This is a genomic window from Amycolatopsis sp. NPDC003865, assembly GCF_053605345.1.
This window is the reverse complement of record NZ_JBSGJA010000036.1, coordinates 1-20,920: the sequence shown is the minus strand read 5'-3', so window position 1 is coordinate 20,920 and position 20,920 is coordinate 1. Positions and strand designations below refer to the sequence as shown.

At 72.6% G+C, this 20,920-nt stretch carries 20 protein-coding genes; 12 read left to right on the top strand and 8 right to left on the bottom strand.

All coding sequences use genetic code 11. The features are described 5' to 3' along the window. Positions 1 to 29: 29 nt before the first annotated feature. The gene (locus ACWEVP_RS47210) at positions 30 to 1,415 is read right to left on the bottom strand and encodes a carboxylesterase/lipase family protein (RefSeq protein ID WP_452069154.1); all 1,386 of its coding nucleotides are present in this window, start codon (positions 1,413 to 1,415) and stop codon (positions 30 to 32) included. A 55-nt stretch (positions 1,416 to 1,470) separates the two neighbouring features. Between ACWEVP_RS47210 and ACWEVP_RS47205 the strand changes: the two genes are divergently transcribed. From ACWEVP_RS47205 to ACWEVP_RS47195, 3 genes are read left to right on the top strand one after another with little or no spacing between them, the layout of a single operon-like run. Next, positions 1,471 to 1,878, top strand: coding sequence for a nuclear transport factor 2 family protein (locus tag ACWEVP_RS47205; RefSeq protein ID WP_452069153.1), 408 nt, complete (start codon positions 1,471 to 1,473; stop codon positions 1,876 to 1,878). Between the two features lie 33 nt (positions 1,879 to 1,911). Beyond that, positions 1,912 to 3,795 (top strand): Na+/H+ antiporter, encoded by a 1,884-nt coding sequence (locus ACWEVP_RS47200; protein ID WP_452069152.1) that lies wholly within the window; start codon positions 1,912 to 1,914, stop codon positions 3,793 to 3,795. Positions 3,796 to 3,805: 10 nt separating this feature from the next. Then, positions 3,806 to 4,492 (top strand): histidine phosphatase family protein, encoded by a 687-nt coding sequence (locus tag ACWEVP_RS47195; protein ID WP_452069151.1) that lies wholly within the window; start codon positions 3,806 to 3,808, stop codon positions 4,490 to 4,492. Here the strand turns inward: ACWEVP_RS47195 and ACWEVP_RS47190 are convergent. Together ACWEVP_RS47190 and ACWEVP_RS47185 are read right to left on the bottom strand one after the other, a co-directional pair. Beyond that, positions 4,476 to 5,222, bottom strand: coding sequence for an ABC transporter permease (locus ACWEVP_RS47190; protein WP_452069150.1), 747 nt, complete (start codon positions 5,220 to 5,222; stop codon positions 4,476 to 4,478). The two genes, ACWEVP_RS47195 and ACWEVP_RS47190, sit on opposite strands and share 17 nt — an antisense overlap. 17 nt (positions 5,223 to 5,239) lie before the next feature. Further along, a complete protein-coding gene (locus tag ACWEVP_RS47185; RefSeq protein ID WP_452069149.1) occupies positions 5,240 to 5,701 on the bottom strand; it encodes an MmpS family transport accessory protein in 462 nt (153 codons plus the stop codon). A gap of 150 nt (positions 5,702 to 5,851) precedes the next feature. Here ACWEVP_RS47185 and ACWEVP_RS47180 point away from each other — a divergent pair, with 150 nt between their 5' ends. The 4 genes from ACWEVP_RS47180 to ACWEVP_RS47165 all read left to right on the top strand — a co-directional run bounded on the left by ACWEVP_RS47180 (position 5,852) and on the right by ACWEVP_RS47165 (position 9,339). Continuing rightward, positions 5,852 to 6,613, top strand: coding sequence for a helix-turn-helix domain-containing protein (locus ACWEVP_RS47180; protein ID WP_452069148.1), 762 nt, complete (start codon positions 5,852 to 5,854; stop codon positions 6,611 to 6,613). A 105-nt stretch (positions 6,614 to 6,718) separates the two neighbouring features. Beyond that, entirely contained in the window at positions 6,719 to 7,696 is a 978-nt protein-coding gene (locus ACWEVP_RS47175; RefSeq protein WP_452069147.1) for a LacI family DNA-binding transcriptional regulator, read from the top strand. 352 nt (positions 7,697 to 8,048) lie between these two features. Then, positions 8,049 to 8,630 (top strand): DNA-binding protein, encoded by a 582-nt coding sequence (locus tag ACWEVP_RS47170; protein ID WP_452069146.1) that lies wholly within the window; start codon positions 8,049 to 8,051, stop codon positions 8,628 to 8,630. 52 nt (positions 8,631 to 8,682) lie between these two features. Next, complete coding sequence (locus ACWEVP_RS47165) at positions 8,683 to 9,339, top strand: RES family NAD+ phosphorylase (RefSeq protein ID WP_452069145.1); 657 nt, start codon at positions 8,683 to 8,685, stop codon at positions 9,337 to 9,339. Here the strand turns inward: ACWEVP_RS47165 and ACWEVP_RS47160 are convergent. The 4 genes from ACWEVP_RS47160 to ACWEVP_RS47145 are packed head-to-tail and all read right to left on the bottom strand — an operon-like array spanning position 9,321 to position 13,234. Further along, a complete protein-coding gene (locus ACWEVP_RS47160; protein WP_452069144.1) occupies positions 9,321 to 9,956 on the bottom strand; it encodes an HAD family hydrolase in 636 nt (211 codons plus the stop codon). The genes ACWEVP_RS47165 and ACWEVP_RS47160 overlap by 19 nt on opposite strands. Then, on the bottom strand, positions 9,949 to 10,266 hold the full coding sequence (locus ACWEVP_RS47155; RefSeq protein ID WP_452069143.1) for a YciI family protein: 318 nt from the start codon (positions 10,264 to 10,266) through the stop codon (positions 9,949 to 9,951). Before ACWEVP_RS47155 ends, ACWEVP_RS47160 begins: the two co-directional genes overlap by 8 nt. A gap of 11 nt (positions 10,267 to 10,277) precedes the next feature. After that, positions 10,278 to 12,218, bottom strand: coding sequence for an alpha/beta fold hydrolase (locus tag ACWEVP_RS47150; protein WP_452069142.1), 1,941 nt, complete (start codon positions 12,216 to 12,218; stop codon positions 10,278 to 10,280). Between the two features lie 53 nt (positions 12,219 to 12,271). Continuing rightward, positions 12,272 to 13,234, bottom strand: a complete 963-nt coding sequence (locus ACWEVP_RS47145; RefSeq protein WP_452069141.1) for a TerC family protein — start codon at positions 13,232 to 13,234, stop codon at positions 12,272 to 12,274. A 303-nt stretch (positions 13,235 to 13,537) separates the two neighbouring features. Here ACWEVP_RS47145 and ACWEVP_RS47140 point away from each other — a divergent pair, with 303 nt between their 5' ends. The 3 genes from ACWEVP_RS47140 to ACWEVP_RS47130 all read left to right on the top strand — a co-directional run bounded on the left by ACWEVP_RS47140 (position 13,538) and on the right by ACWEVP_RS47130 (position 18,268). After that, a complete protein-coding gene (locus tag ACWEVP_RS47140; protein ID WP_452069140.1) occupies positions 13,538 to 16,405 on the top strand; it encodes an alpha/beta fold hydrolase in 2,868 nt (955 codons plus the stop codon). A gap of 70 nt (positions 16,406 to 16,475) precedes the next feature. After that, positions 16,476 to 17,402, top strand: a complete 927-nt coding sequence (locus ACWEVP_RS47135) for an ABC transporter permease (RefSeq protein ID WP_452069139.1) — start codon at positions 16,476 to 16,478, stop codon at positions 17,400 to 17,402. A gap of 131 nt (positions 17,403 to 17,533) precedes the next feature. Next, positions 17,534 to 18,268, top strand: coding sequence for an enoyl-CoA hydratase/isomerase family protein (locus tag ACWEVP_RS47130; protein ID WP_452069138.1), 735 nt, complete (start codon positions 17,534 to 17,536; stop codon positions 18,266 to 18,268). Here the strand turns inward: ACWEVP_RS47130 and ACWEVP_RS47125 are convergent. Beyond that, positions 18,265 to 18,768 (bottom strand): SRPBCC family protein, encoded by a 504-nt coding sequence (locus tag ACWEVP_RS47125; RefSeq protein ID WP_452069137.1) that lies wholly within the window; start codon positions 18,766 to 18,768, stop codon positions 18,265 to 18,267. The genes ACWEVP_RS47130 and ACWEVP_RS47125 overlap by 4 nt on opposite strands. Positions 18,769 to 18,989: 221 nt before the next feature. On the opposite strand from ACWEVP_RS47125, the gene ACWEVP_RS47120 reads away from it, so the two are divergent. Together ACWEVP_RS47120 and ACWEVP_RS47115 are read left to right on the top strand one after the other, a co-directional pair. Then, entirely contained in the window at positions 18,990 to 20,381 is a 1,392-nt protein-coding gene (locus tag ACWEVP_RS47120; protein WP_452069136.1) for a S28 family serine protease, read from the top strand. Between the two features lie 60 nt (positions 20,382 to 20,441). Further along, entirely contained in the window at positions 20,442 to 20,828 is a 387-nt protein-coding gene (locus tag ACWEVP_RS47115; protein WP_452069135.1) for a VOC family protein, read from the top strand. The last annotated feature ends 92 nt before the right edge of the window (positions 20,829 to 20,920 follow it).

Genomic DNA, 20,920 nt, shown 5'->3' with positions numbered 1-20,920 from the left:
GCACTTTCACGTGAAAGTGCCGCCCTCGGTCATTCCCAGAGGAGGCGCTGCTCGCGGTCCGGGTCGGCGACCGTCGCGGAGACGTCGTCGAAGATCCGCGTGACGCGGTCCTCGGCGCGGTAGCGGGGCCAGCCCGGGTCGCCCGTCGCGATGAACCGGACCCACACGTCGAACATCTCCGTCGCCATCGCCTGCATCCGCTCGGCCGGGAACGTCCGGCCGGCGAAGAGGAACCGCCAGTTCTTGTTCCGGATGTCGTCGAACACCAGCGGCAGGTCGAGCCCGTGCACCGCGCCGAGTCCCCTACCGCGCGGGGCGATCCGCCAGTCGAGCCGGTACATCCAGGCGTCCCGCTGCTTCTCGGCGAAGCGGATCGCGGGCAGCCACCAGTCCCCCGCGGTGAGCACGCGGTCGCGGATCTGGTCCTCCGGCCAGTCGAGCAGGCCGGTGTACGCCTCGACGGCCTTCTCGATCTCTTCGGCGGTCAGCATCGTCGAGCCGACGCCGAGCAGTTTCGCGCCGCCCGACTGCAGCCAGCTGAACAGGTCCTCCTCGTCGGCCGTCGTCCCGATCAGCAGCGGGATTTCCCGGACGCCGTCCAGCGGCCGCCGGGGAAGCAGCTCGTCGCCGACGACCACGCGGTAGGTCACCTTGGTCCCGGACGTGGCCGAAACCCGTTGCTGCGCCTCGAGAATCCGCTTGACCGGGAGGGTGACGAGGTCCTCCGGCGCGGCGGCCAGCTCGGAAAGGACCGCTTCGGCGATCGCGGCTCCCTCGGCCGGGGTGTGCACGACCGAGCCGACGCCGGTCCCGCTCTGCACGATCGCCTGGTGGACCAGCCCGCGCGTGGCGGGCACGGCGAGCAGCGTCCCGACGGTCCGGCCGCCGTTGGACTGCCCGGCGAGCGTGACCCGGCCGGGGTCCCCGCCGAACGCGCCGATGTTCTCCCGCACCCATTCGAGGGCGGCGACCTGGTCGCGCAGGGACAGGTTCGAGTCGGCGACCCCGGGCAGGTGCAGCAGCCCGAGCACGCCGAGCCGGTAGGCGATGGTCACGACGACGACACCGCGGCGGGCGTACGCGGAGGCGTCGAACTGGTGCGGCGCGCCCAGCACGCCACCACCGCCGTGGATCCACACCAGCACGGGGTACGAGCCGGGGTCCGCGGGCGCGTAGACGTTGAGGTGGAGGCAGTCCTCGTCGCCGGTGAAACCACGTCCGGTCAGCTCGGGCTGCGGCGCGCGGGGCGCCCACTCGGTCGCGTCGCGCGTCCCGGACCAGGGCCGGACCGGCCGGGGCGCGCGGAACCGCAGCTCCCCCACCGGCGGCTCGGCGTAGGGCACGCCGAGGAACGTCCTGACCCCGTCCCGCTCCGACCCGCGCAGGGCGCCGGCCGCGATCTCCACCGTCGTCACGCGGCCAGCCTACGAACTTGCCCTGGAGTGCGCTCCAGCGTGTTGACTACGAGCCATGAGCGCAGCCGAAAACAAGCAACTGCTGAGAACCGCGTTCGACGCCTGGGCCACCGGCGACATCCGGCCCCTGCTCGCCGCGATGGCCGACGACGTCACCTGGACCGTCAGCGGGCACAACAGCTGGTCCGGCAGCTTCGTCGGCAAGGTCTCCGTCCGCCGCGACCTGCTGGGCCCGCTCGGCGAGCAGTTCGAGGGCACCTACACCAGCACCGCGAGCCGGTTCGTCGCCGAAGACGACGTCGTCGTGGTCGAGACGCAGGGCAGCGTCGCCACGAAGACCGGCGCGCGGTACGACAACCGGTACTGCTTCGTGTTCCGCCTCGAAGACGGCCGGATCCGCGAGATCACCGAGTACCTGGACACGCAGCTGGTCGCCGAGGTGCTCACCGAGCTGGCCCGGTGACACCCGCCGCGGCCCGCGGGTGATGATTACCCCGTGCACATCGCGGCAGAGATAGTGGCGCTGGTCGTGACGGTCCTCCTCGTCAGCGCCGGAGCGCGGCGGCTGGACTGGTCCGCCCCGCTGTGCCTGATCGTCGTCGGCGTCGTCGCCTCCTACATCCCCGGCGTGCCCGAGTACCACCTCGACCCCGAGGTCGTGCTGCTCGGCCTGCTGCCCCCGCTGCTGTACTCGGCGGCCATCCAGACGTCACTGGTCGACTTCCGGAAGAACCGCAGCGCGATCGGGCTGATGTCGGTCGGGCTCGTCGTGTTCACCACGCTCGGCGTCGGTGTGGTCGCCTGGGCGGTGATCCCCGGGCTCCCGCTGGCCGGTGGCATCGCGCTCGGCGCCGTCGTCGCGCCGCCGGACGCGGTCGCCGCCAGCGTGGTCGCCCGCCGGGTCGGCATGCCGCGCAAGCTGATCCGGCTGCTCGAAGGCGAGAGCCTGTTCAACGACGCCGCCGCGCTGGTCGCCCTCCGCACGGCCATCGCCGCGCTGGCCGGCTCGGTCAGCCTGTGGCAGGTCGGCGCCGACTTCTTCCGCGCGGCCATCGGCGGGGCCGTGGTCGGGCTCGTCGTCGGGTTCGCGGCGGCGTTCGTCCGCGCCCGGCTGAACGAGCCGGTGCTCGACACCGCGCTGTCGTTCGCCGTCCCGTTCATCGCCTACATCCCGGCCGAGGCGATCCACGGCTCCGGCGTGCTCGCGGTCGTCATCGCCGGGCTCATCCTCGGGCACAAGGCGCCGCAGATCCTGTCCGGCTCGACCCGGCTGGCGTCCCGGCTGAACTGGCAGACCATCGCGTTCCTGCTGGAGAACATGGTCTTCCTGCTGATCGGCCTGCAGCTGCGGCGGATCCTCGCCGAAGTCGGCGAGAGCGGGCTGTCGCTGGCGATGCTGACCTGGATCTGCGTCGCCGTGCTCGGCGCGACCATCGTCACCCGCGTGCTGTGGATGGCCGGGATCGGCACCGTCAAGCGGGTCGAGCGGCGCCTGCTGCCGGACAAACCGCGGGCGAAGATCTGGCCGTGGCGCTACTCGGCCGTGATCGCCTGGGCGGGCATGCGCGGCGTGGTCACGCTCGCCGCGGCGTTCGTGCTGCCCGCGGACACCCCGCAGCGGGCCGTGCTGGTGCTGGCGGCGTTCGTCGTCGTGGCCGGCACCCTGGCCGTGCAGGGCATGACGCTGCCGCCGCTGATCCGGAAGCTGCGCCTGCCGCGGCCGGACCCGGCGGAGGACGCGCTGCAGGAGGCAGCCGTCCTGCACGACATGACCCGCGCGGCGCTGGCCAAGCTCGAAGAGATCCGGACCGACGACGACCCGCCGGAGATCATCCAGCGCCTGCGCGACCGGCTGCAGCACCGCGCCGACTCGGCGTGGGAGCAGCTCGGCAGGCAGAGCGCGCTGGCCGAGACGCCGAGCGACGCCTACCGCCGCCTGCGCCTGGAGCTGCTCGACGTCGAGCGGCGTCAGTTCCTCAAGGCCCGCGACAGCGGCAGCGCCGACGACGACGTCCTGCGCAAGGTCCTGGAGCGGCTCGACATCGAAGAGTCCATGCTGGACCGCGACGAGGAAGAACCCGACATCGAGGGCCGCGAGCTGCGCACCCCGACCGCCACGGCGGGGTCGTGCAAGCACCTGGCCCACGAGTGGGTCGAGAAGGACCCGAGCTCGCCGGACACGTGCGCCGCCTGCATCGAAGAGGGCACGACCTGGGTGCACCTGCGGATGTGCCTGAAGTGCGGCAACGTCGCCTGCTGCGACTCCTCGCCGCGGCGGCACGCCACGCGGCACTTCCACGAATCCCGCCACCCGGTCATGCGCAGCTTCGAGCCGGGCGAGACGTGGCGGTGGTGCTTCGTGGACAAGCAACTCGGCTAACCTCGGGGCCATGAGCACCCCTGAGCAGGAGATCGAGTACCGCCAGCACCGCTTCAGCCCGCCGCCGGGCGCGACGGAGATCTTCCTGGTGCGCCACGGCGAGTCGGCTCCCGCCCGGGGCGAAAACCCCTTCACCCTGGTCGAGGGCCAGGCCGACCCGGAACTCGCGCCGGACGGCCGCGACCACGCCCGGCGCGTCGGCGACCGGCTGGCCGGCGAGCGGATCGACGCGATCTACGTGACGACGCTGCGGCGCACCGCCGAGACCGCCGCGCCGCTGGCGGAGAAGCTCGGGCTGACCCCGGCCGTCGAGCGGGACCTGCGCGAGATCCACCTGGGCGACTGGGAGAACGGCCTCTTCCGCAAGTACAGCGCCGACGGCCACCCGATCATCGAGCGGCTCTGGGCCGAGCAGCGCTGGGACGTCATCCCGGGCGCGGAGTCCGACGAGGCCTTCGGCGCCCGGCTGCGCGGCGCGCTGACGCGGATCGCCGCGGCCCACCCCGGCCAGCGGGTCGCGGTGTTCACCCACGGCGGCGTGATCGGCGAGGTGTTCGCGCAGGCCAGCCGCTCGATCGAGCGGTTCGCGTTCCTCGGCGCGGACAACGGCTCGATCTCGCACCTGGTGGTCCACGACGACCGCTGGATCATCCGGCGCTTCAACGACACCGCCCACCTGGCTACGCCGCTCGGCTGAGCTTGCCCGCCGCGACGAGCTGCACGGTCACCAGGATCGAAACGGCTTCCGCGGCCAGCAGCCCGATCAGCACGAGCACCTGCGTCAGCCCCGCTTGGATCGGCCCCGCACCGCCGAGCAGCACGCCGACATAGGCGCCGGGGAGCGTCACCAGCCCGACGGTGCGGGTCTGGTCCAGCGCCGGGATCAGCGCGTGGCCCGCCGACGGGCGGCAGATCTCCAGCGCGGCGGGGCGGGGCAGGAACCCGAGCGCGAGCGCGGCTTCGTACTCGCCGTGCCGGGCTTCGAGCTCGTCGAGCGCGCGCCGGGCGGCCTGCGACGTCGCGGTCATCGCGCCGCCGATGACGATGCCGGCGATCGGCACGACGGCGATCGGCTTCGGCGGGACCACCCCGGCGCCGAGGACCAGCGCGAGCACCGGCGCGACCCCGGCCGCGATGGCCAGCGCCGTCCAGGGCAGGTTCGCCCAGCGGCCGGCGCGGCGCGCCGACGTCGCCGCGGCGATGCCGAACATCAGCAGGACGAACAGGCCGGTCAGCGGCGCCGAGCGCAGCACGGCGGTGATCACGAACGACACGAGGGCCAGCTGCGCGACCGCGCGGACCGCGGCGATCAGCACGTCCCGGCCCCGCCCGAGCCCCCCGGCCCGGACGACGGCGGTGGCGGCGACGGCGAGCAGGACCAGCACCGCCACGAGGGCGGGCCCGAAGGTGATCGCGGCGTCGTTCACGCCGCTCATGGTGACCGTCAGACGGCGCAGGTGAACTGGCGGCCCGGCTCGGCGACGGTCTTCTCGGCGACGACGACCCCGTCGACGAGGATCCGGCAGCGCAGCTCGCCGGGACCGGGGTTGCGCGCGGCGACGCTGTAGAACTCGGTGCGGCCGGCGGGGCCGACCCGGGTGAACGCGGCCGACCACGGCGTGGCGACCTCGGCGTGCTGGGTCAGTACAGAACCGGCGCCGGCGTAGGTGACGTCCTGGGCGCCGTGCGCGCCGAGCAGTTCGTAGACGACGGAGTGGCTCGCGGTGGCGACGGCGGCCGGCACGACCGGCGCGGCGACCGGCTCCACCTTGGCCGGCCCGCGAGCCGACCGCGGCACGACGAACGACGTCACCGCGAAGGCCGCGGCGAGCACCCCCAGGACGACCACGACGCTGCCGGCCGACCTGGCGCGGCCCTGGTCGCGGTTCGCGGTGTGAGCACCCATGAAGAGGTCTTCTCTCGTCGCGCGCACCCTCGCCGGGTGCGTCGATCTCTATCTCGCCGTGACCTCACCGCGCGTTAGCCGTTACCCGCCGGGTTTCACCCGAACGGGGGCCGTCCGGTTTTTGTCGGTGCCCGGGTGCATGATCGGGGTGTGTACGAGGAGGCGGCACCACCCCGGCGGCTGGCGGGCGTGGCGCGCTGCGTGTGGCGATCGGCGTCGGCGGGCCCGAAGCGGATCGTCCCCGACGGCTGCCTGGACCTGGTCGTCGGCGACGGCGGGGTGTTCGTCGCGGGCCCGGACACGGCGGCGTGGTCGTCGGTGACCCGGCCGGGCGCGGTGGTGCGGGGTGTCCGGTTCAAGCCGGGGCACGCCCCGGCGGTGCTGGGCGTGGCGGCCGACGAGCTGCGGGACCGGCGGGTGCCGTTGGGCGAGCTGTGGGGGCGCGAAGGAGAGGAGCTGGCGGAGCGGTTGCTGGCGGGTGAGCTGTCACCGGTGGCGGCGGTGGAGTCGCGGCTACCGGAGGCCGACGCGGCCGATCGCGCGGTGGCGGAGCTGATCGAGAGGCTGGACGCGGGCGCGGCGCGGGTCGCGGAGGCGGTGGCGCTGCGGGACCGGCGAGAGGCCGATCCGGCCCGGATCGCCGCCGTGAGCGAGCGGCGGTTGCGGCGGCGGTTCGTCCAAGCGGTCGGGTACGGCCCGGCCACCTACCTGCGCGTCGCCCGGTTCCAGCGGGCCGTCGGGCTCGCTCCGCACGTTCCGGGGCTGGCCGCGCTCGCCGTCGCCGCCGGGTACGCGGACCAGGCGCACCTCAGCCGGGACTGCCGGGCCCTCACCGGGCTGACCCCGCGCGCCTTCTTCCCCCGTCCCTCCACTGTGGACGCGGCGGAGCGTGACCGGCTCCGTTCGGCGTAACCCGGGCGGTCAACCGGAAGTGGGCCATCACCCGGTAAGGCAAGCGGACGGTAAACGCCCACCAAGAGCGCTATCCTCCCCTCGACCGGTGATCAGGGAGGGCGTGTGGCCACCATCAGCGACGTCGCGGCGAGGGCCGGCGTCTCCACGGCGACCGTGTCGCGCGCGCTCAACGGCAAGTCCACTGTGGACCCGACACTCGCCGCGCGGGTGCAGGAAGCAGCCGCTGAGCTGGGATATCACCCGAACGGGCTGGCCAGGAACCTGCGCCGGCAGGAGACCGCGGTCCTCGCGCTCATCATCTCCGACGTCGAAAACCCGTTCTTCACGGCCATCGCGCGCGGCGTCGAGGACCTCGCGCAGCGGTCGGGCTACTCGGTGGTGCTCTGCAACTCCGACGAAAACGAGGACAAGGAGCGCCGCTACATCGAGGTCGCGCTGCAGGAGCGGGTCGCCGGGGTGGTGCTGTCGCCGACCGGCCGGTCGACGAACGTCGAGGGCCTGCGCCGCCAGGGCACGCCGCTGGTGGCGGTCGACCGCCCGCTGCCGGCCGCGACGGGCGACCAGGTGCTGGTCGACACGCGCCACGCGGCCGCCGTCGCGACGCGGCACCTGCTGGCGGGCGGCTACCGCCGCGTCGGCTGCCTGACCGGGCCGGCGGGGGTCCGCACGGCCGACGACCGCCTGGCGGGCTACGCCGACGTGGTCGGCGAGGCGAACGTCGTGTCCCGGCGGGCGGAGTACCGCGCCGAGGGCGCCCGCCTGGCGGCGCTGGAGCTGCTCGACGAGCCGCAGCCGCCGGACGCGCTGCTGGTGGCGAACAGCACGATGGCGATCGGCGTGCTGGAGGCGCTGTCGTCGCGGGGCCTGCGGTCCGGGCGCGACGTCGGGATCGTCTCGTTCGACGACGCCCCGTGGACGACGCTCATCGACCCGCCCCTGACGGTGGTCGCCCAGCCTGCGTACGAGGTCGGCCGGGTGGCGGCGCAGCTCCTGCTGGCCCGGATTTCGGACAGCGGCCGCGAGGCCACCACCACGACGCTCGAGGCGACCCTGATCGAGCGGAAGAGTTCCCGCCGCTGACACGGGGGCCGGCTCACGTGCGCGGGGGCCGGAGCGACGTGCCCGGGGGGCCGGCTCGTGCCAGGCCCCCCAGGCACGCCCCACCCCCTGTGTCCCCCATGACCGGCGCGAACCCGCCGGATCCCGTGAGCACGGAGCGGAAATCGTTTACTCACACGGAACGTAAGTCCGCGCAAGCACACTGTCAAGCCTGGACTTCGTCGCCCGATGCCGTCAGACTGACCGGAAGTTGCCTACTCAACGTGTTGAGTGATGTGCAATAAGTGTCGATCTTTGGTGAATTCACCCACAGATCGGGCAAGAAAGCGCACGAACCCGCACACCCGCGCTGTTTCGGGTTAGGCTGAATCCCATGTCTGTAGCGCTGGAGAACATCCTCGCCAAGGCGGGCCTGAAGGTCGACGCGAACGAGTTCCTCACGCTCGTCGAAGACGCGGCGCGCAGACTGTCCCCACCGAACCCCGATCCCTCGCACTACTTCTCCGCCGACCAGCGCGCCGCGCTCACCGACGTCGGCCTGGACCTCTCGCCGCGCCGGGAGGGCGAACCGGACTTCCGCGCCCGCACCGTGGCCGCGCACGCCGTCCTCGCCGAAGGCGCGCTCAGCGTCAACGAGGCGGCCAGGGCCCTCGGCGTCGACGACAGCCGCATCCGGCACCGCCTCAAGGAAGGCAGGCTGACCGGCTGGAAGGACGGCGGCTGGCGGCTCCCGGCGTGGCAGTTCGCCGGCTCGGGCGTGCTACCCGGCCTCGAAGTCGTGCTCAAGGCCCTCCCCGACGACCAGCCCGCGCTGGTCGTCGCCGCGTTCATGAGCACACCGCAGCCGGACCTGGTCATCAACGAGCACCCGGCGACCCCGCGGCAGTGGCTCCTCTCCGGGGGTGACCCGGACCACATCGCCCGCCTCATCGCCACGCTCGGCTCGCCGTTCTAGGCTGGAGCGTCCCCGAGCAAGATCACCGACAAGGACGGACCACCCCCGACCCATGGCCCGGCTACCGCTGCCGCCCGCCCGATCCGTCCTGGTCCGGCAGCTGAACCGCGCCAACGACGTGGTGACGGTCCAGCCCGCGACCAGGCTCGTGCGGATCTTCACGGCGCACGGCAACCACCCCCAGCAGTGGAATTCGTTCCGCTACACCGGTCCGCTCCCGCACGGCCGGTTCGACCAGCAGTCACCCGGCCGCGGCGGCACGCCGGTCACCGACCCGGCGAACGGGGTCCTCTACTTCGGCCTCACGGTCCGCACGTCGATCGCGGAGGTCTTCCAGACCAGCTCGACGGTCGACCGCCGCACGCGCGGGCCGCGCCTGGTGGTCGTCCGCCCGACGCGCACGCTGAGGCTGCTCGACCTGACCGGCCTCTGGCCGACGCGGGTGGGCGCGTCCCAGGAGATCTCGAGCGGGCCGAAGAAGCTGACGCAGGCGTGGGCGCGCGCGATCCGCGGCGCGTTCAGCGACCTGGACGGCCTCTGGTACCGCTCTTCGATGGATTCCGGCGACCCGGCGATCTGCCTGTGGGACCCGCCGGCGGGCGCGGCGCTGCCGATCGCGCCGGACGTGCTGCTGCCGCTGGACCACCCGGGTCTGGACGTCCCGCTCGGCCGGGTCTGCGAGGAGCTGAACTACACGCTGCTGAACTGAGCGTCCAGCAGCGGGACGATCCCCCGCAGGTCGTCGCCGTCGACGAGGTGCGTCGCGACGGCGCGGGCGGCGGCGCTCGCGTTGAAGCCGATGCTCATCCCGACGGCGGCGAAGAGCGGCAGATCCGACCGGCCGTCCCCCACCGCGACGCACCGCTCCGGCGCGATGCCCTGGGCCAGCGCGAAGTCCCGCTTGCCGAACTCGTCGAAGTGCCGGGCGACCCGGCCGGTGTAGCGGCCGTTCCCGGCTTCGGGCACCGGCCCGCAGTACGCCGCGAACCCGAACCGCGCGGCGAGCATCCGCCCCACCGGCGTCCAGGCCAGCGTCGTGAGGATCGGACGCAGGCCGCGGTCGTGGCACCACGCCACCGTCTCGGCGATCCCGCCGACCAGTGGCAGCGTCTCCAGCCGGGCCTCGATTTCGGCTTCGGTGTGCCCGGCCCAGCCGCGGGCGTCGATCACCGAGGCTTCCTGGTTCGTCATCAGGCCGGCGTCGTAGGCCGCTTCGGCCGCGACGAGCTCGGCTTCGTGCCCCAGCGCCGCGGCCACCCACGCGCACGACGTCGTGCCGGGGACCAGCGTCCCGTCGACGTCGAAGCAGACCAGCCCGTCAGCCAAGCGTGCCCCGCGGGCACACGAACCCGACGATCTCCGACGCGATCAGCCCCGCCTGCTCGGCCGGATCCGCGTCGAGGATCGCCCGCGTCTCCGCCTCCGACGTCCGGAAGAACGCCACCCCCGTCACCGGCAACGCCGAAGCCGGCTCCGGGACCGCCCCGGCGAACAGCAACGTCCCCGCCGCCTGTTGCTGCCGCGCGGCCGACAGGTGCCGGGCCCGCAGCTCGCGCGCCATCTCCTCGGAGATCTCCGCCGCTCGAGGTCCCTCCCGGAACAGCACCATCCGCCACGTCTCGAGCTCGAAGTCCACCTCGGGCACGGTCACAGGTGCCGGCCCCACCATTCGAGGATCGCTTCGAAGCGCTGGACGCGGTGCCGGGGCCGGCCGGAGCGGGACAGCTCGTGGCCTTCCCCGGGGAACAGCAGGAACTCCGCCGGCGCGCCCGCCCGCCGCAGCGCGACGAACATCCGCTGCGCCTGCTCCAGGGGACAGCGCCAGTCCTGCTCCGAATGCACCACCGCGAACGGGATCTTGATCTGCTCCGCGTAGGAAAGCGGCGACTTTTCGCGCTGCACTTCCGGCGAAGCGCCGATGTAGGCGTCCACGAAGAAGTAGCCGATGTCGGAGCTGCCGACCATCGAGTCCCACGCGTTGACCGCGCGCTCGCTCCACGCCGCCTTGAAGCGCTCGCCGTGGTGGGCCGCCAGCCAGCTCGTCATGAACCCGCCGTACGAACCGCCCATGATGCCGACGCGGGAGGCGTCCAGGTCCGGCCGTTCGAGCGCCTTGTCCAGCAGCGCCAGGACGTCGTCGACGTCGACCGTGCCGAAGGCCTCCGTGATCGCGTGGCCGTGGGTCTGGCCGTAGCCCGCCGACCCGCGCGGGTTGCCGAGCACCACCGCGTACCCCGCGGCCGCGTACACCTGGGCCTCGTCGAACACCGCCCAGTCCTGCTGGGTGAACGGGCCGCCGTGCACCACGCGCAGCACCGGGTGCGGGCCTTCGCCCTCGGGCAGCACCAGCCAGCCGTGCACCGGGTAGCCGTCCGGCGCCGTGGTCTCCAGTTCGACCATCGGCCGGATGCCCTTGTCGCGCAACGGCTTCGAGTAGTCGGTCAGCACCTTCGAGCCGGCGCCGATCAGCACGACCTCGCCGGCGGACGACGGGGTGGCGATCACCGCCGCCAGCACCGAGCCGTCGAGGGTGAACGACCGCACCGCCGTGCGGTCCGCGTAGACCACCGGCAGGTCGGCCAGCGGGGCGTCCGCGGCGGCGAAGGGCACCGCGCGCAGTTCCACGGCGCCGCGGTGGCGGACGGCCACCAGCACGTCGCCTTCGCGCGGTGCCGGCGGCCCCGCCGACGCCTCGCAGTCCACGGTTTCGATGTCGGTGAGGCGGCGGGCCTTCACCGGGCCGGCGCCGAACTCGGGCGTCGCCGCGTACAGCCCGGTCATGGCGGCTTCGCGGTGCTCGTCGAAGGACTGTCCGAAGTAGAACAGCGTGCCGTCGGCGCCGAACGCCGGGCGCTCCGAGAAACCCGCGCCCCGCACCACGACCTCGGGTTCGCCGCCCGCCGCGGGGATCGCGCAGACGTCGCGGTGGTCGCTCTCGGACGCGCCCCAGTCCGGCGGCGCGGTGAAGACCACGCGGGTACCGTCCGGCGTCCAGACCGGGCCGGCCACGTCGAAGCCGTCGCCGGTCAGCGGTTCCGGGTCCGGCGCGTCCTCGTCGAACACGTCGATGACGAACAGCCGCTGCATGCGGTCGCGCAGGAAGCCGGTGTCGTCGATGCGGTAGTCCATGCGCGTGATCCGGCGCGGGGCCTCGGCGGCCGGCTCCGGCGTCTCGCCGTCGGCGTCTTCGGTCCCGTAGCGGCCGGGTTCGGGCACCCGGGCGGTGAAGGCGATCCGCCGCGAGTCCGGCGCCCACACCGGCTCGCCCACGCCGAGGTGCAGCGACGTCACGCGGCGCGCGTCACCCCCGTCGGCCGGCATGACGTGCAGCTGCGGGCTGCCTTCGGCGCCCTTGCCCTCCCCCGCGCGCAGGAACGCCACCCAGCGCCCGTCCGGGGAGATGGCGGGCGCCGAGTCGCGCGGACCGTGCGTCCACGCGGTTTCCCCGCCGTCGAGCGAGACGCGCCGCAGCGAGCTGTGGGCGGCGTTCGTGGCGAGGTCGGGCTTCTTCACCGCGGTGAGCAGGAGGTTCCCGCGCAGCGCGGGACGGCCGGGGGCGACGAGGGCTTCGATGTCGGCAGGACGCACGTCCCCGACCGTACCGGAAATCCTTAGCGCTGCGAACGACCTTAAGTCGGGATTTACGCGGCGACCTGCTTGCGTTCGTCACGCTTGGCCTTCGCCAGGCTCGCCACTGTGGTGATGGTCAGCACGACGACGATCACCCCGAGGGAGATCCAGTTGTTGATGTCCAGCCAGTCCGGCACGACGTGGTACTCGTGCAGGGCGTGCAGGAACAGCTTCGCGCCGATGAAGGCGAGGATCACCGCGAGGCCGTAGGTGAGGTAGACCAGCTTCGTCACCAGGCCGCCGAGCAGGAAGTACAGCTGCCGCAGGCCCATCAGCGCGAACGCGTTGGCGGTGAAGACGAGGAACGCCTCCTGCGTGATGCCGAAGATCGCCGGGATGGAGTCGACCGCGAAGAGCAGGTCCGCCGAGCCGATGGCCACGATCACCAGCAGCATCGGCGTGATCATCCGCTTGCCGTCGAGCTTCACCGTGTAGTGGTGGCCGTGGTAGTCGTCGGTCACCGGGGCGATCTTGCGGACCTGCCGGGTGACGGCGTTCTCGTGGTACTCCTCTTCCTCGCCCTTGCCGCGCAGCATGCTGACCGCCGTCCAGACGAGCACCGCGCCGAAGAGGAAGAACACCCAGACGAACTGCTCGATGAGCGCGGCGCCGATGGCGATGAAGACGCTGCGGAAGCCCAGCGCGAGCAGGATGCCGACCAGCAGCACGCGGTGCTGGTGGATGGCGGGCACCTTGAACGACGCCATGATGATCATGAAGATGAACAGGTTGTCGACGCTCAGCGAGTACTCGGTGATGTACCCGGTGAAGAACTCGACACCCGGGTCGTGCCCGGCGAAGATCCACACGCCGGCACCGAAGAGCACCGCGCACGAGATGTAGAAGATCACCCAGCGAGCGGCTTCCCCCGTGGTCACTTCGTGCGGCTTGCGATCGACGATGACCAGGTCCAGCGCGATCAGCGCGAGCAGGCCACCGATCGTGGCGATCCACAGCCACAGGGGGACAGTCATGGAACCAGAACCTCCGGATAGTGCGCATGAGCAACTAACCGGAGGTCTCTCCCGCCGGTGAAAACACCGGCCGACGGTGCCGGGGGCGCAGGGCCACCGTGCTGACGACACCGCCGCGAAGGAATACTCCCCTCACAGCGCGTCCAGTTTGCCGGTTCCCCCCGCCCGAGCGCCAGCCGGGATCGCGCACGTCACCAGGTTGGTCCTGTAATTTCGGTCACTTCGGTCCACCAGGTGGTCCTGGCGTGTGATCGACGTGAGCCGGTGAGGACACTCTCAGGAAACTTCACCTACGGTCACTTCGTGCCCCGACTCCCGCTCCCGCGCACCCGCGGAGCCCGCCTCACCGCGCTCGTCGCCGTCGTCGCGGTCCTGGCCGCCGGCGCGGTCTTCTGGATCACGCGTCCCGCGGCGCCCGCGCCGGTGCCCACGCAGGACGCGCTGATCGACCTGCCCGCCGCGCCCGGCTCGGCGGAGCAGGTCAAGATCGACACGACCACCTACCTCCCCGCCACCGTGCCCGCGCCCGCGGTACTGCTGGCGCACGGCTTCGGCGGGGACAAGAACAGCGTCGCCGACGACGCCCGCGAACTCGCGCGGAAGGGCTTCGTCGTGATGACGTGGTCCGCACGCGGTTTCGGCAAGAGCACCGGCAAGATCGGGCTCAACGACCCGGACGGCGAAGTCGCCGACGCGAGCCGGCTGATCGACCGGCTCGTCGCGCGGCACCAGGTGACCTTGGCCGCCGACGGTGACCCGAAGGTGGCCGTCACCGGCGCGTCCTACGGCGGCGCGCTGTCGCTCCTGCTGGCCGGCACGGACAAGCGCGTCGACGCGATCGCGCCGGTGATCACCTACAACGACCTCGCGCAGGGCCTGGTCCCGAACGCGGCCACGCCCGGGCTCACCGCGCCGGGCACCCCGGCCGCCGGAGCGTTCACCACCGACGGTGTGTTCAAGAAGAGCTGGGCCGGCATCTTCTTCTCGGCGGGCTCGGGCGCGGCGGCGAGCGGTTCGCCGTCGGCCGAAGCCCCCGAAGCCGGCCAGGCGACCGACACCGGGTCGACGGGCGCGGCCGGCACCGCCGCCGCGGCCGCCGTCCCCGCCGTGCCCCCGGGCGCGGGCGGCGGGCGCCCGGGCGGACCGGCCGACCCGTGCGGCCGGTTCACCGCCGCGGTCTGCCGCGCCTACACCGAGCTCGGCACCACCGGCGAGGCGAGCCAAGCGAGCGTCGACCTGCTGCGCCGCGTCTCCCCCGCGTCGGTGACGAGCAAGATCACCGTCCCGACGCTGCTGGTGCAGGGCGAGAGCGACACGCTGTTCGGCCTCGACCAGTCCGACGCCACCGCGCGGCAGATCACCGCGGCGGGCGGCAAGGTCAAGACGATCTGGTACACCGGCGGCCACGACGGCGGGAAGCCCGGACCGCAGCTGCGCGCCAAGATCGGCGACTTCCTGTGGAGCGCGGTCAACGGCGGCGACCCGGGCACCGGGTTCAGCTACGACGTCCAGGGCACGTTGCGCGCCAACGGGACGCCGTCGGTCCGCACGGTCAACGCGGCCGCCTACCCCGGGCTGACCGGCCCCGCCACCGAGCGGCGGCTGCTGGCGATGTCCGGTCCCGCGCAGCCGGTCGTGCGCCCGGCCGGGGCGAACCCCTCCGCGGTGAGCGGGATCCCCGGGCTCAACGGCGTCGCGAGCAGCACGTCGCGGTTGGGCGCGCTGTTCAGCAACGACCCGCCGGGCCAGGCCGCGCAGTTCACCACCGCGCCGGTGGACGGGCAGGTCGTCGTCAGCGGCTCGTCCACCGTGCGGCTGCAGGTCGCCGCGGACCCGGCGCACCCGCAGCCGGACGCGGTGCTGTTCGCGAAGCTCTACGACGTCGGCCAGGACGGCTCGCGCGTGCTGCCCGCCAACGCGATCGCGCCGTTCCGGGTGAGCGGGCTGCCCGCCGACGGCACGCCGGTCGAGGTCACCGTGACGCTGCCCGGCATCGTCCGCCCGATCGAGGGCGGGCACTCGCTGCGGCTGGTCGTCGGCACGACCGACCAGGCCTTCGCCACCCCGGCCGCGCCCGCGGTCTTCCGCGTCGCGCTGGCCGGCGGCACCGCGCTGGCCGTGCCGGTGGTGCCCGGGACGTCGGTCGGTTCGCCGGCCCCGGTCGGGCAGCTGGCCGGCATCGGCGTCACGCTGGCGATCGGCCTGGCCGCGGTGCTGTTCGCGGCGCTTCGCCGCCGTCGCGCCACCGACGTCGACCCGGAGCTCGCGACGACGCCACTGGTCATCGAGGGGTTGCGCAAGCAGTACGCGGGCGGGTTCGTCGCGGTGAAGGACCTCTCCTTCCGCGTAGAGCCGGGCCAGGTGCTCGGCCTGCTCGGGCCGAACGGCGCCGGCAAGACGACCACCCTGCGGATGCTGATGGGCCTGATCACGCCGACCGCGGGCAGCATCCGCGTGTTCGGGCACAAGATCGCCCCCGGCGCGCCGGTGCTGTCGCGGATCGGCTCGTTCGTCGAGGGGTCCGGCTTCCTGCCGCACCTGTCCGGCCGGGCGAACCTCGAGCTGTACTGGGCCGCGACCGGTCGGCCCGCCGAGAAGGCGCACTTCGCGGAGGCGCTGGAGATCGCCGGGCTCGGCAACGCCGTCGAACGCCGCGTGCGGACCTACAGCCAGGGCATGCGGCAGCGGCTGGCGATCGCGCAGGCGATGCTCGGCCTGCCGGAGCTCATGGTGCTCGACGAACCGACCAACGGGCTCGACCCGCCCCAGATCCACCAGATGCGCGAGGTGCTGAAGCGGTACGCCGCGACCGGCCGGACGGTGGTGGTGTCGAGCCACCTGCTGGCCGAGGTCGAGCAGACCTGCACGCACGTCGTGGTGATGCACCGCGGTTCGCTGGTCGCCTCGGGCGAGGTCGGCGAGCTGGCCGCGGCGGGCGGCGAGGCGACGTTCCGGGTCGACGACCCGGCCGCGGCCGCCGCGGCGCTGAAGGCGGTCGGCGGGGTCACCCAGGTCGACGTCGACGGCGACCTCGTGCACGCCAACCTCGACGGGCTGCCGCGTGCCGACGCGGTCGCGGCGCTCGTCCGCGCGGGCGTCGCGGTCGAGCAGGCCGGGCCCCGGCGCCGGCTGGAAGACGCGTTCCTGCAACTGGTCGGAGAAGAGTCATGACCGCCGACGTACTCACCGCCGAGGCTCTCTTCTCCGCCGAGGCGCCATCAACACTGCCCGCGGAGGCGAAATGAGCACCGAGGGTGTGCACACCGATCCGCACGCGCTGGACGAGCTGAGCGACATCGCGTCGGCCGAGCACGCCGGCGTGGGACCGGACGGCGCCGTCGAGGGCTACAGCGCCCGGCGGACGCTGCGGCTCGGCGTCGAGCTGCGGCGCCAGCTCAAGCGGCGGCGCACGCAGTTCCTGCTCGGGTTCGTCGCGATCCTGCCGTTCATCCTGGTGATCGCGTTCGAGCTCGGGCAGTCGAACCCGAACCGGCGCAGCGGCGGGTTCGTCGACCTGGCCACGGCTTCGGCGCCGAACTTCGTCGTGCTGGCGCTGTTCGTGTCCGGGACGTTCCTGCTGCCGATGATCGTGGCGCTGTTCTTCGGCGACACGATCGCGAGCGAGGCGTCGTGGTCGAGCCTGAAGTACCTGCTGGCCGTGCCCGTGCCGCGCCAGCGGGTGCTGCGGCAGAAGGCGGTCGTGTCGGGGCTGCTCTCGGCGTTCGCGCTCGTCCTGCTGCCGGTGATGTCCCTGGTCGTCGGGCTGATCTGGTACGGCGCGGGCGACGCGATCAGCCCGACCGGCGACGCGGTTTCCTTCGGCGACAGCATGCTGGCCATCGCGCTGTCCACTGTGTACATCACCCTGCAGCTGGCGTGGGTGGCCGGCCTGGCGCTCGCGTTGAGCGTGTCGACCGACGCCCCGCTCGGCGCGGTCGGCGGGGCGGTGCTGGTGGCGATCCTGTCGCAGATCCTGGACCAGATCACGGCGCTGGAGGGGCTCCGGAACTACCTGCCGACGCACTACGCGTTCTCGTGGATGGACCTGATTTCGACCGACGTCGACTGGACCAACCTGGCCAGCGGCATGCTCTCGGCGGTGATCTACGGGACGGTGTTCTTCCTGTACGCCGGGCGCCGGTTCGCCAAAAAAGACATCACGAGCTGAGCCGCGAGGCGGCCGGTCGCGGTGATCCCGCAGCGGGCCGCCCCCTGGAGGAGGTCGCCGAGCTGGTGCGCCGCGAGCACTTCGGCGTCGTCCGGTTGAGCCCGGAAACCTGAGCGGTTACGGTCGGGCGCGTGCCGATCACTCTGGAGCGCCACCACGAGGTCGCCGTGCTGCGGATCGACCACGGCAAGGCCAACACGCTCGACAGCGAGTCCTGCCGGGAGCTGGTGCTCCGGCTGGAGGAGGTGTCGGCGGCGCGCGCGGTGGTGCTCACCGGCACCGGGCGGATCTTCTCCGCGGGCGTCGACCTCAAGCGGATCCGCGACGGTGGCGCGGCGTACGTGTCGGAGTTCCTGCCGCTGCTGTCCGACGCGCTGCTGGCGGTGTTCGGCTGCCCGCGGCCGGTGGTGGCCGCGCTGAACGGGCCCGCGATCGCCGGCGGCGCCGTGCTCGCCGCGGCGTGCGACCACCGCGTCCTCGGCGCGGGCACCATCGGCGTGACCGAGCTGCTCGTCGGGGTGCCGTTCCCGCTGGCCGCACTGGAAATCCTGCGCTGCGCGTACGGCACGGCGCCCCTGCCGTCCCTCACCTACTCGGGTTCGACGTACGGCGGCGAGGAGGCCCTCGCCCGCGGCCTGGTCGACGAGCTGGCGGAGAACGCCCTCGAGCGGGCGCTGACCGTGGCGACCCGGCTCGGCGGGCTGCCCGCCGAGCCGTTCGCGCACACCAAGGCCCAGATCCGCCAGCCCTTCCACGAGCGGATCGCCGAGTACCGCCACTCCGACGACCCGGAGGTCGAACGGCTGTGGCGCTCACCCGCGGCGCTCGCCGCCGTCAAGTCCTATGTGGACGAAGTGCTCGGCTAGGCGGCGCGGACACCGCTTTCGGCGAGGGCCTTGATGCCCTCGACCGTCTTCTGCATGTTGCCCTGCAGCTCACCGAGGCGCATCGCGACGATCTCGTCCTCGTGCTCGGGCATCGAACCGATGATCGCCGTCAGGTTGGACGGGCCGGGGCCGATCTGGGCCCACTGGCGCAAAATCGTGCCGTCGCCGTCGGGGACGAGCTCGAACTTCCACGACGCGGCCGGGTTCGTCACGTCCATCACGGCCCACGCGAACAGGCGCCCGGGTTCGTAGCCGGTCACCGTCGAGACCGTCTCCCACTCCCCGGCGACCGGGTGGGCGTTGCGGCCGCGGAACTGCGCGCCCAGGCCGGGTTCGGCACCCTCGACCCAGCCGCCGCCCTGGAACTCGGTCGAGAACCGGGCCGGCAGATCGACGTCCAGCAACCAGGACCAGACCTCGGCCGGCCGCGCGGCGATGCGGACTTCGACCTGTGTCGTAGGGCAGTCGGAAACCTTCATGGCGGACCCCTCGCTCGATGCCGGTGCCTACGGATTCGGACCGTAACGCGGCCCTGATCACCCGACAACTCGCACGGTGCCCCCGAATGCGCACGGAGGAGGACGCCCGCGCCACCCGCCGAAAGTCGGAACCTGACCGATTCTGCGCCCGGACAGCCGATTGCCGACCGCGCCCGGTTCTGTGAGGGTCCCACGTGGGATCGAGCCGGGGAGGGTGCTCCATGCGCAGACTGTTCACCGCCGTGGCGGCCGTGCTGATGGTGGTGGGCCTGGCGCCCGCCGCGAGCGCGGCGCCCGGCATCGAGACCGCGCTCGCGCGGATCCCCGGGCTGACGGTCGTCAAGGAGGACCCGGCACCGGCCGGGTACCGGTTCTTCGAGCTGACCTTCACCCAGCCCGCCGACCACCGCCACCCCGGCGCGGGCACGTTCGAGCAGCGGTTCACCCTGCTGCACCGCGACTTCGCCGCGCCGACGGTCGCCTTCACCAGCGGCTACAACGTCAGCACCGCGCCGAACCGGTCCGAGCCGACGCAGATCGTCGACGGCAACCAGCTTTCGATGGAGTACCGGTACTTCACGCCGTCGCGGCCCCAGCCGGAGAACTGGGCGAAGCAGCTGACGATCTGGCAGGCCGCCGCGGACGAGCACCGCGCGGTCCAGGCGTTCAAGGCGATCTACCCGGGCAAGTGGCTGGCCACCGGCGGCAGCAAGGGCGGCATGACGGCGACCTACTTCCGGCGCTTCTTCCCCGACGACGTCGACGCGACGATCCCGTACGTCGCACCGAACGACGTGATCGACCCGGTCGACGTCTACAACCGGTTCCTCTCGCGCGTCGGCACCGACCCCGCGTGCCGCGACGCGTTGAAGGCGATCCAGCGGGACGCGCTGAAGCGGCGTGACGAGCTGGGCGCGATCGCGGCGGCGGACGCGGCTCGTCGCGGACTGACGTTTTCCATCGTGGGCTCGGCCGACAAGTCCCTCGAGATCTCGGTGATCGACTCGTACTTCGCGTTCTGGCAGTACCAGAAGCAGGCGGACTGCGCGACGGTGCCGGCGCCGGGCGCGCCCGCGGCCGACGTCTACGCCTGGTACGAGAAGGTGGAGAGCCTCACCACGTACTCCGACCAGGACCTGGCGCCGTACATCCCGTACTACTACCAGGCGGCGGTCCAGCTGGGTTCGCCGGAGGCCTACGACGGCTACCTGCGCGACCTGCTGCGCTACCCCGGCGCCGACCAGCCGAAGACGTTCGTGCCGGCATCGATCAAGCTGCCCCGCTTCGACTACCCGGCGATGCCGGACATCGACTTCTGGGTGAAGTCCCGCGGCACGCGGCTGCTGTTCGTGTACGGCTCGAACGACCCGTGGGGCGCGGAGCCGTTCGAGCTGGGCTTCGGCAGCCGGGATTCGTACCGCTACTTCGTGCCGGGCGGCAACCACGGGTCGAAGATCGCCCAGCTGCCCGCGGCCGACGCGGCGGCGGCGACCGCGACGGTCCGGCGCTGGGCAGGGCTGCCGCCCGCCTCCGCCTTGTCGGCCCGCAGCGCCCCGGCCGGGTTCCCGGACTTCGACACCGACGTGACCCTTTCGGAGCGGCCGCGGCTGTGAGTTTCCCCGGGCCGGGCGTAGTCTCACGGCACGTTGCCGGCCCGGCCCGAGGAGGCGCGCATGCCTCGTCCCGTCCACTTCGAGATCCACGCGGGTGAACCCGAACGCGCGGTGGCGTTCTATTCGGCGGTGTTCGGCTGGAAGTTCGAACGCTGGGGCGAGGCGCCCTACTGGGTGATCTCGACGGGCGAGGGCAACGGCATCGACGGCGGTCTGCTCCCGCGCGTCGGCCCGGCACCGGCGGAATCGGCCCCGGTGCACGGGTACGTGAACACGATCGCGGTCCCCGACCTCGACGCGGCACTGGAGTCGGTGAGCGAGGCGGGCGGATCACTGGCGCTGCCGAAGAACCCGGTGCCCGGCGTGGGGTGGCTGGCGTACTGCAAGGACACCGAAGGCAACATCTTCGGGATGCTGCAGCCGGATTCCGAGGCCCCGGCGCCCTAGGGCCTGTATCGAAGTTGTCTCCGGCGGGTTGGGCTGGAGTTGGCCGTGCTGGGCGTGTTGGATGCCGAAATAGGTGAGGTCTCCGGTAAGTG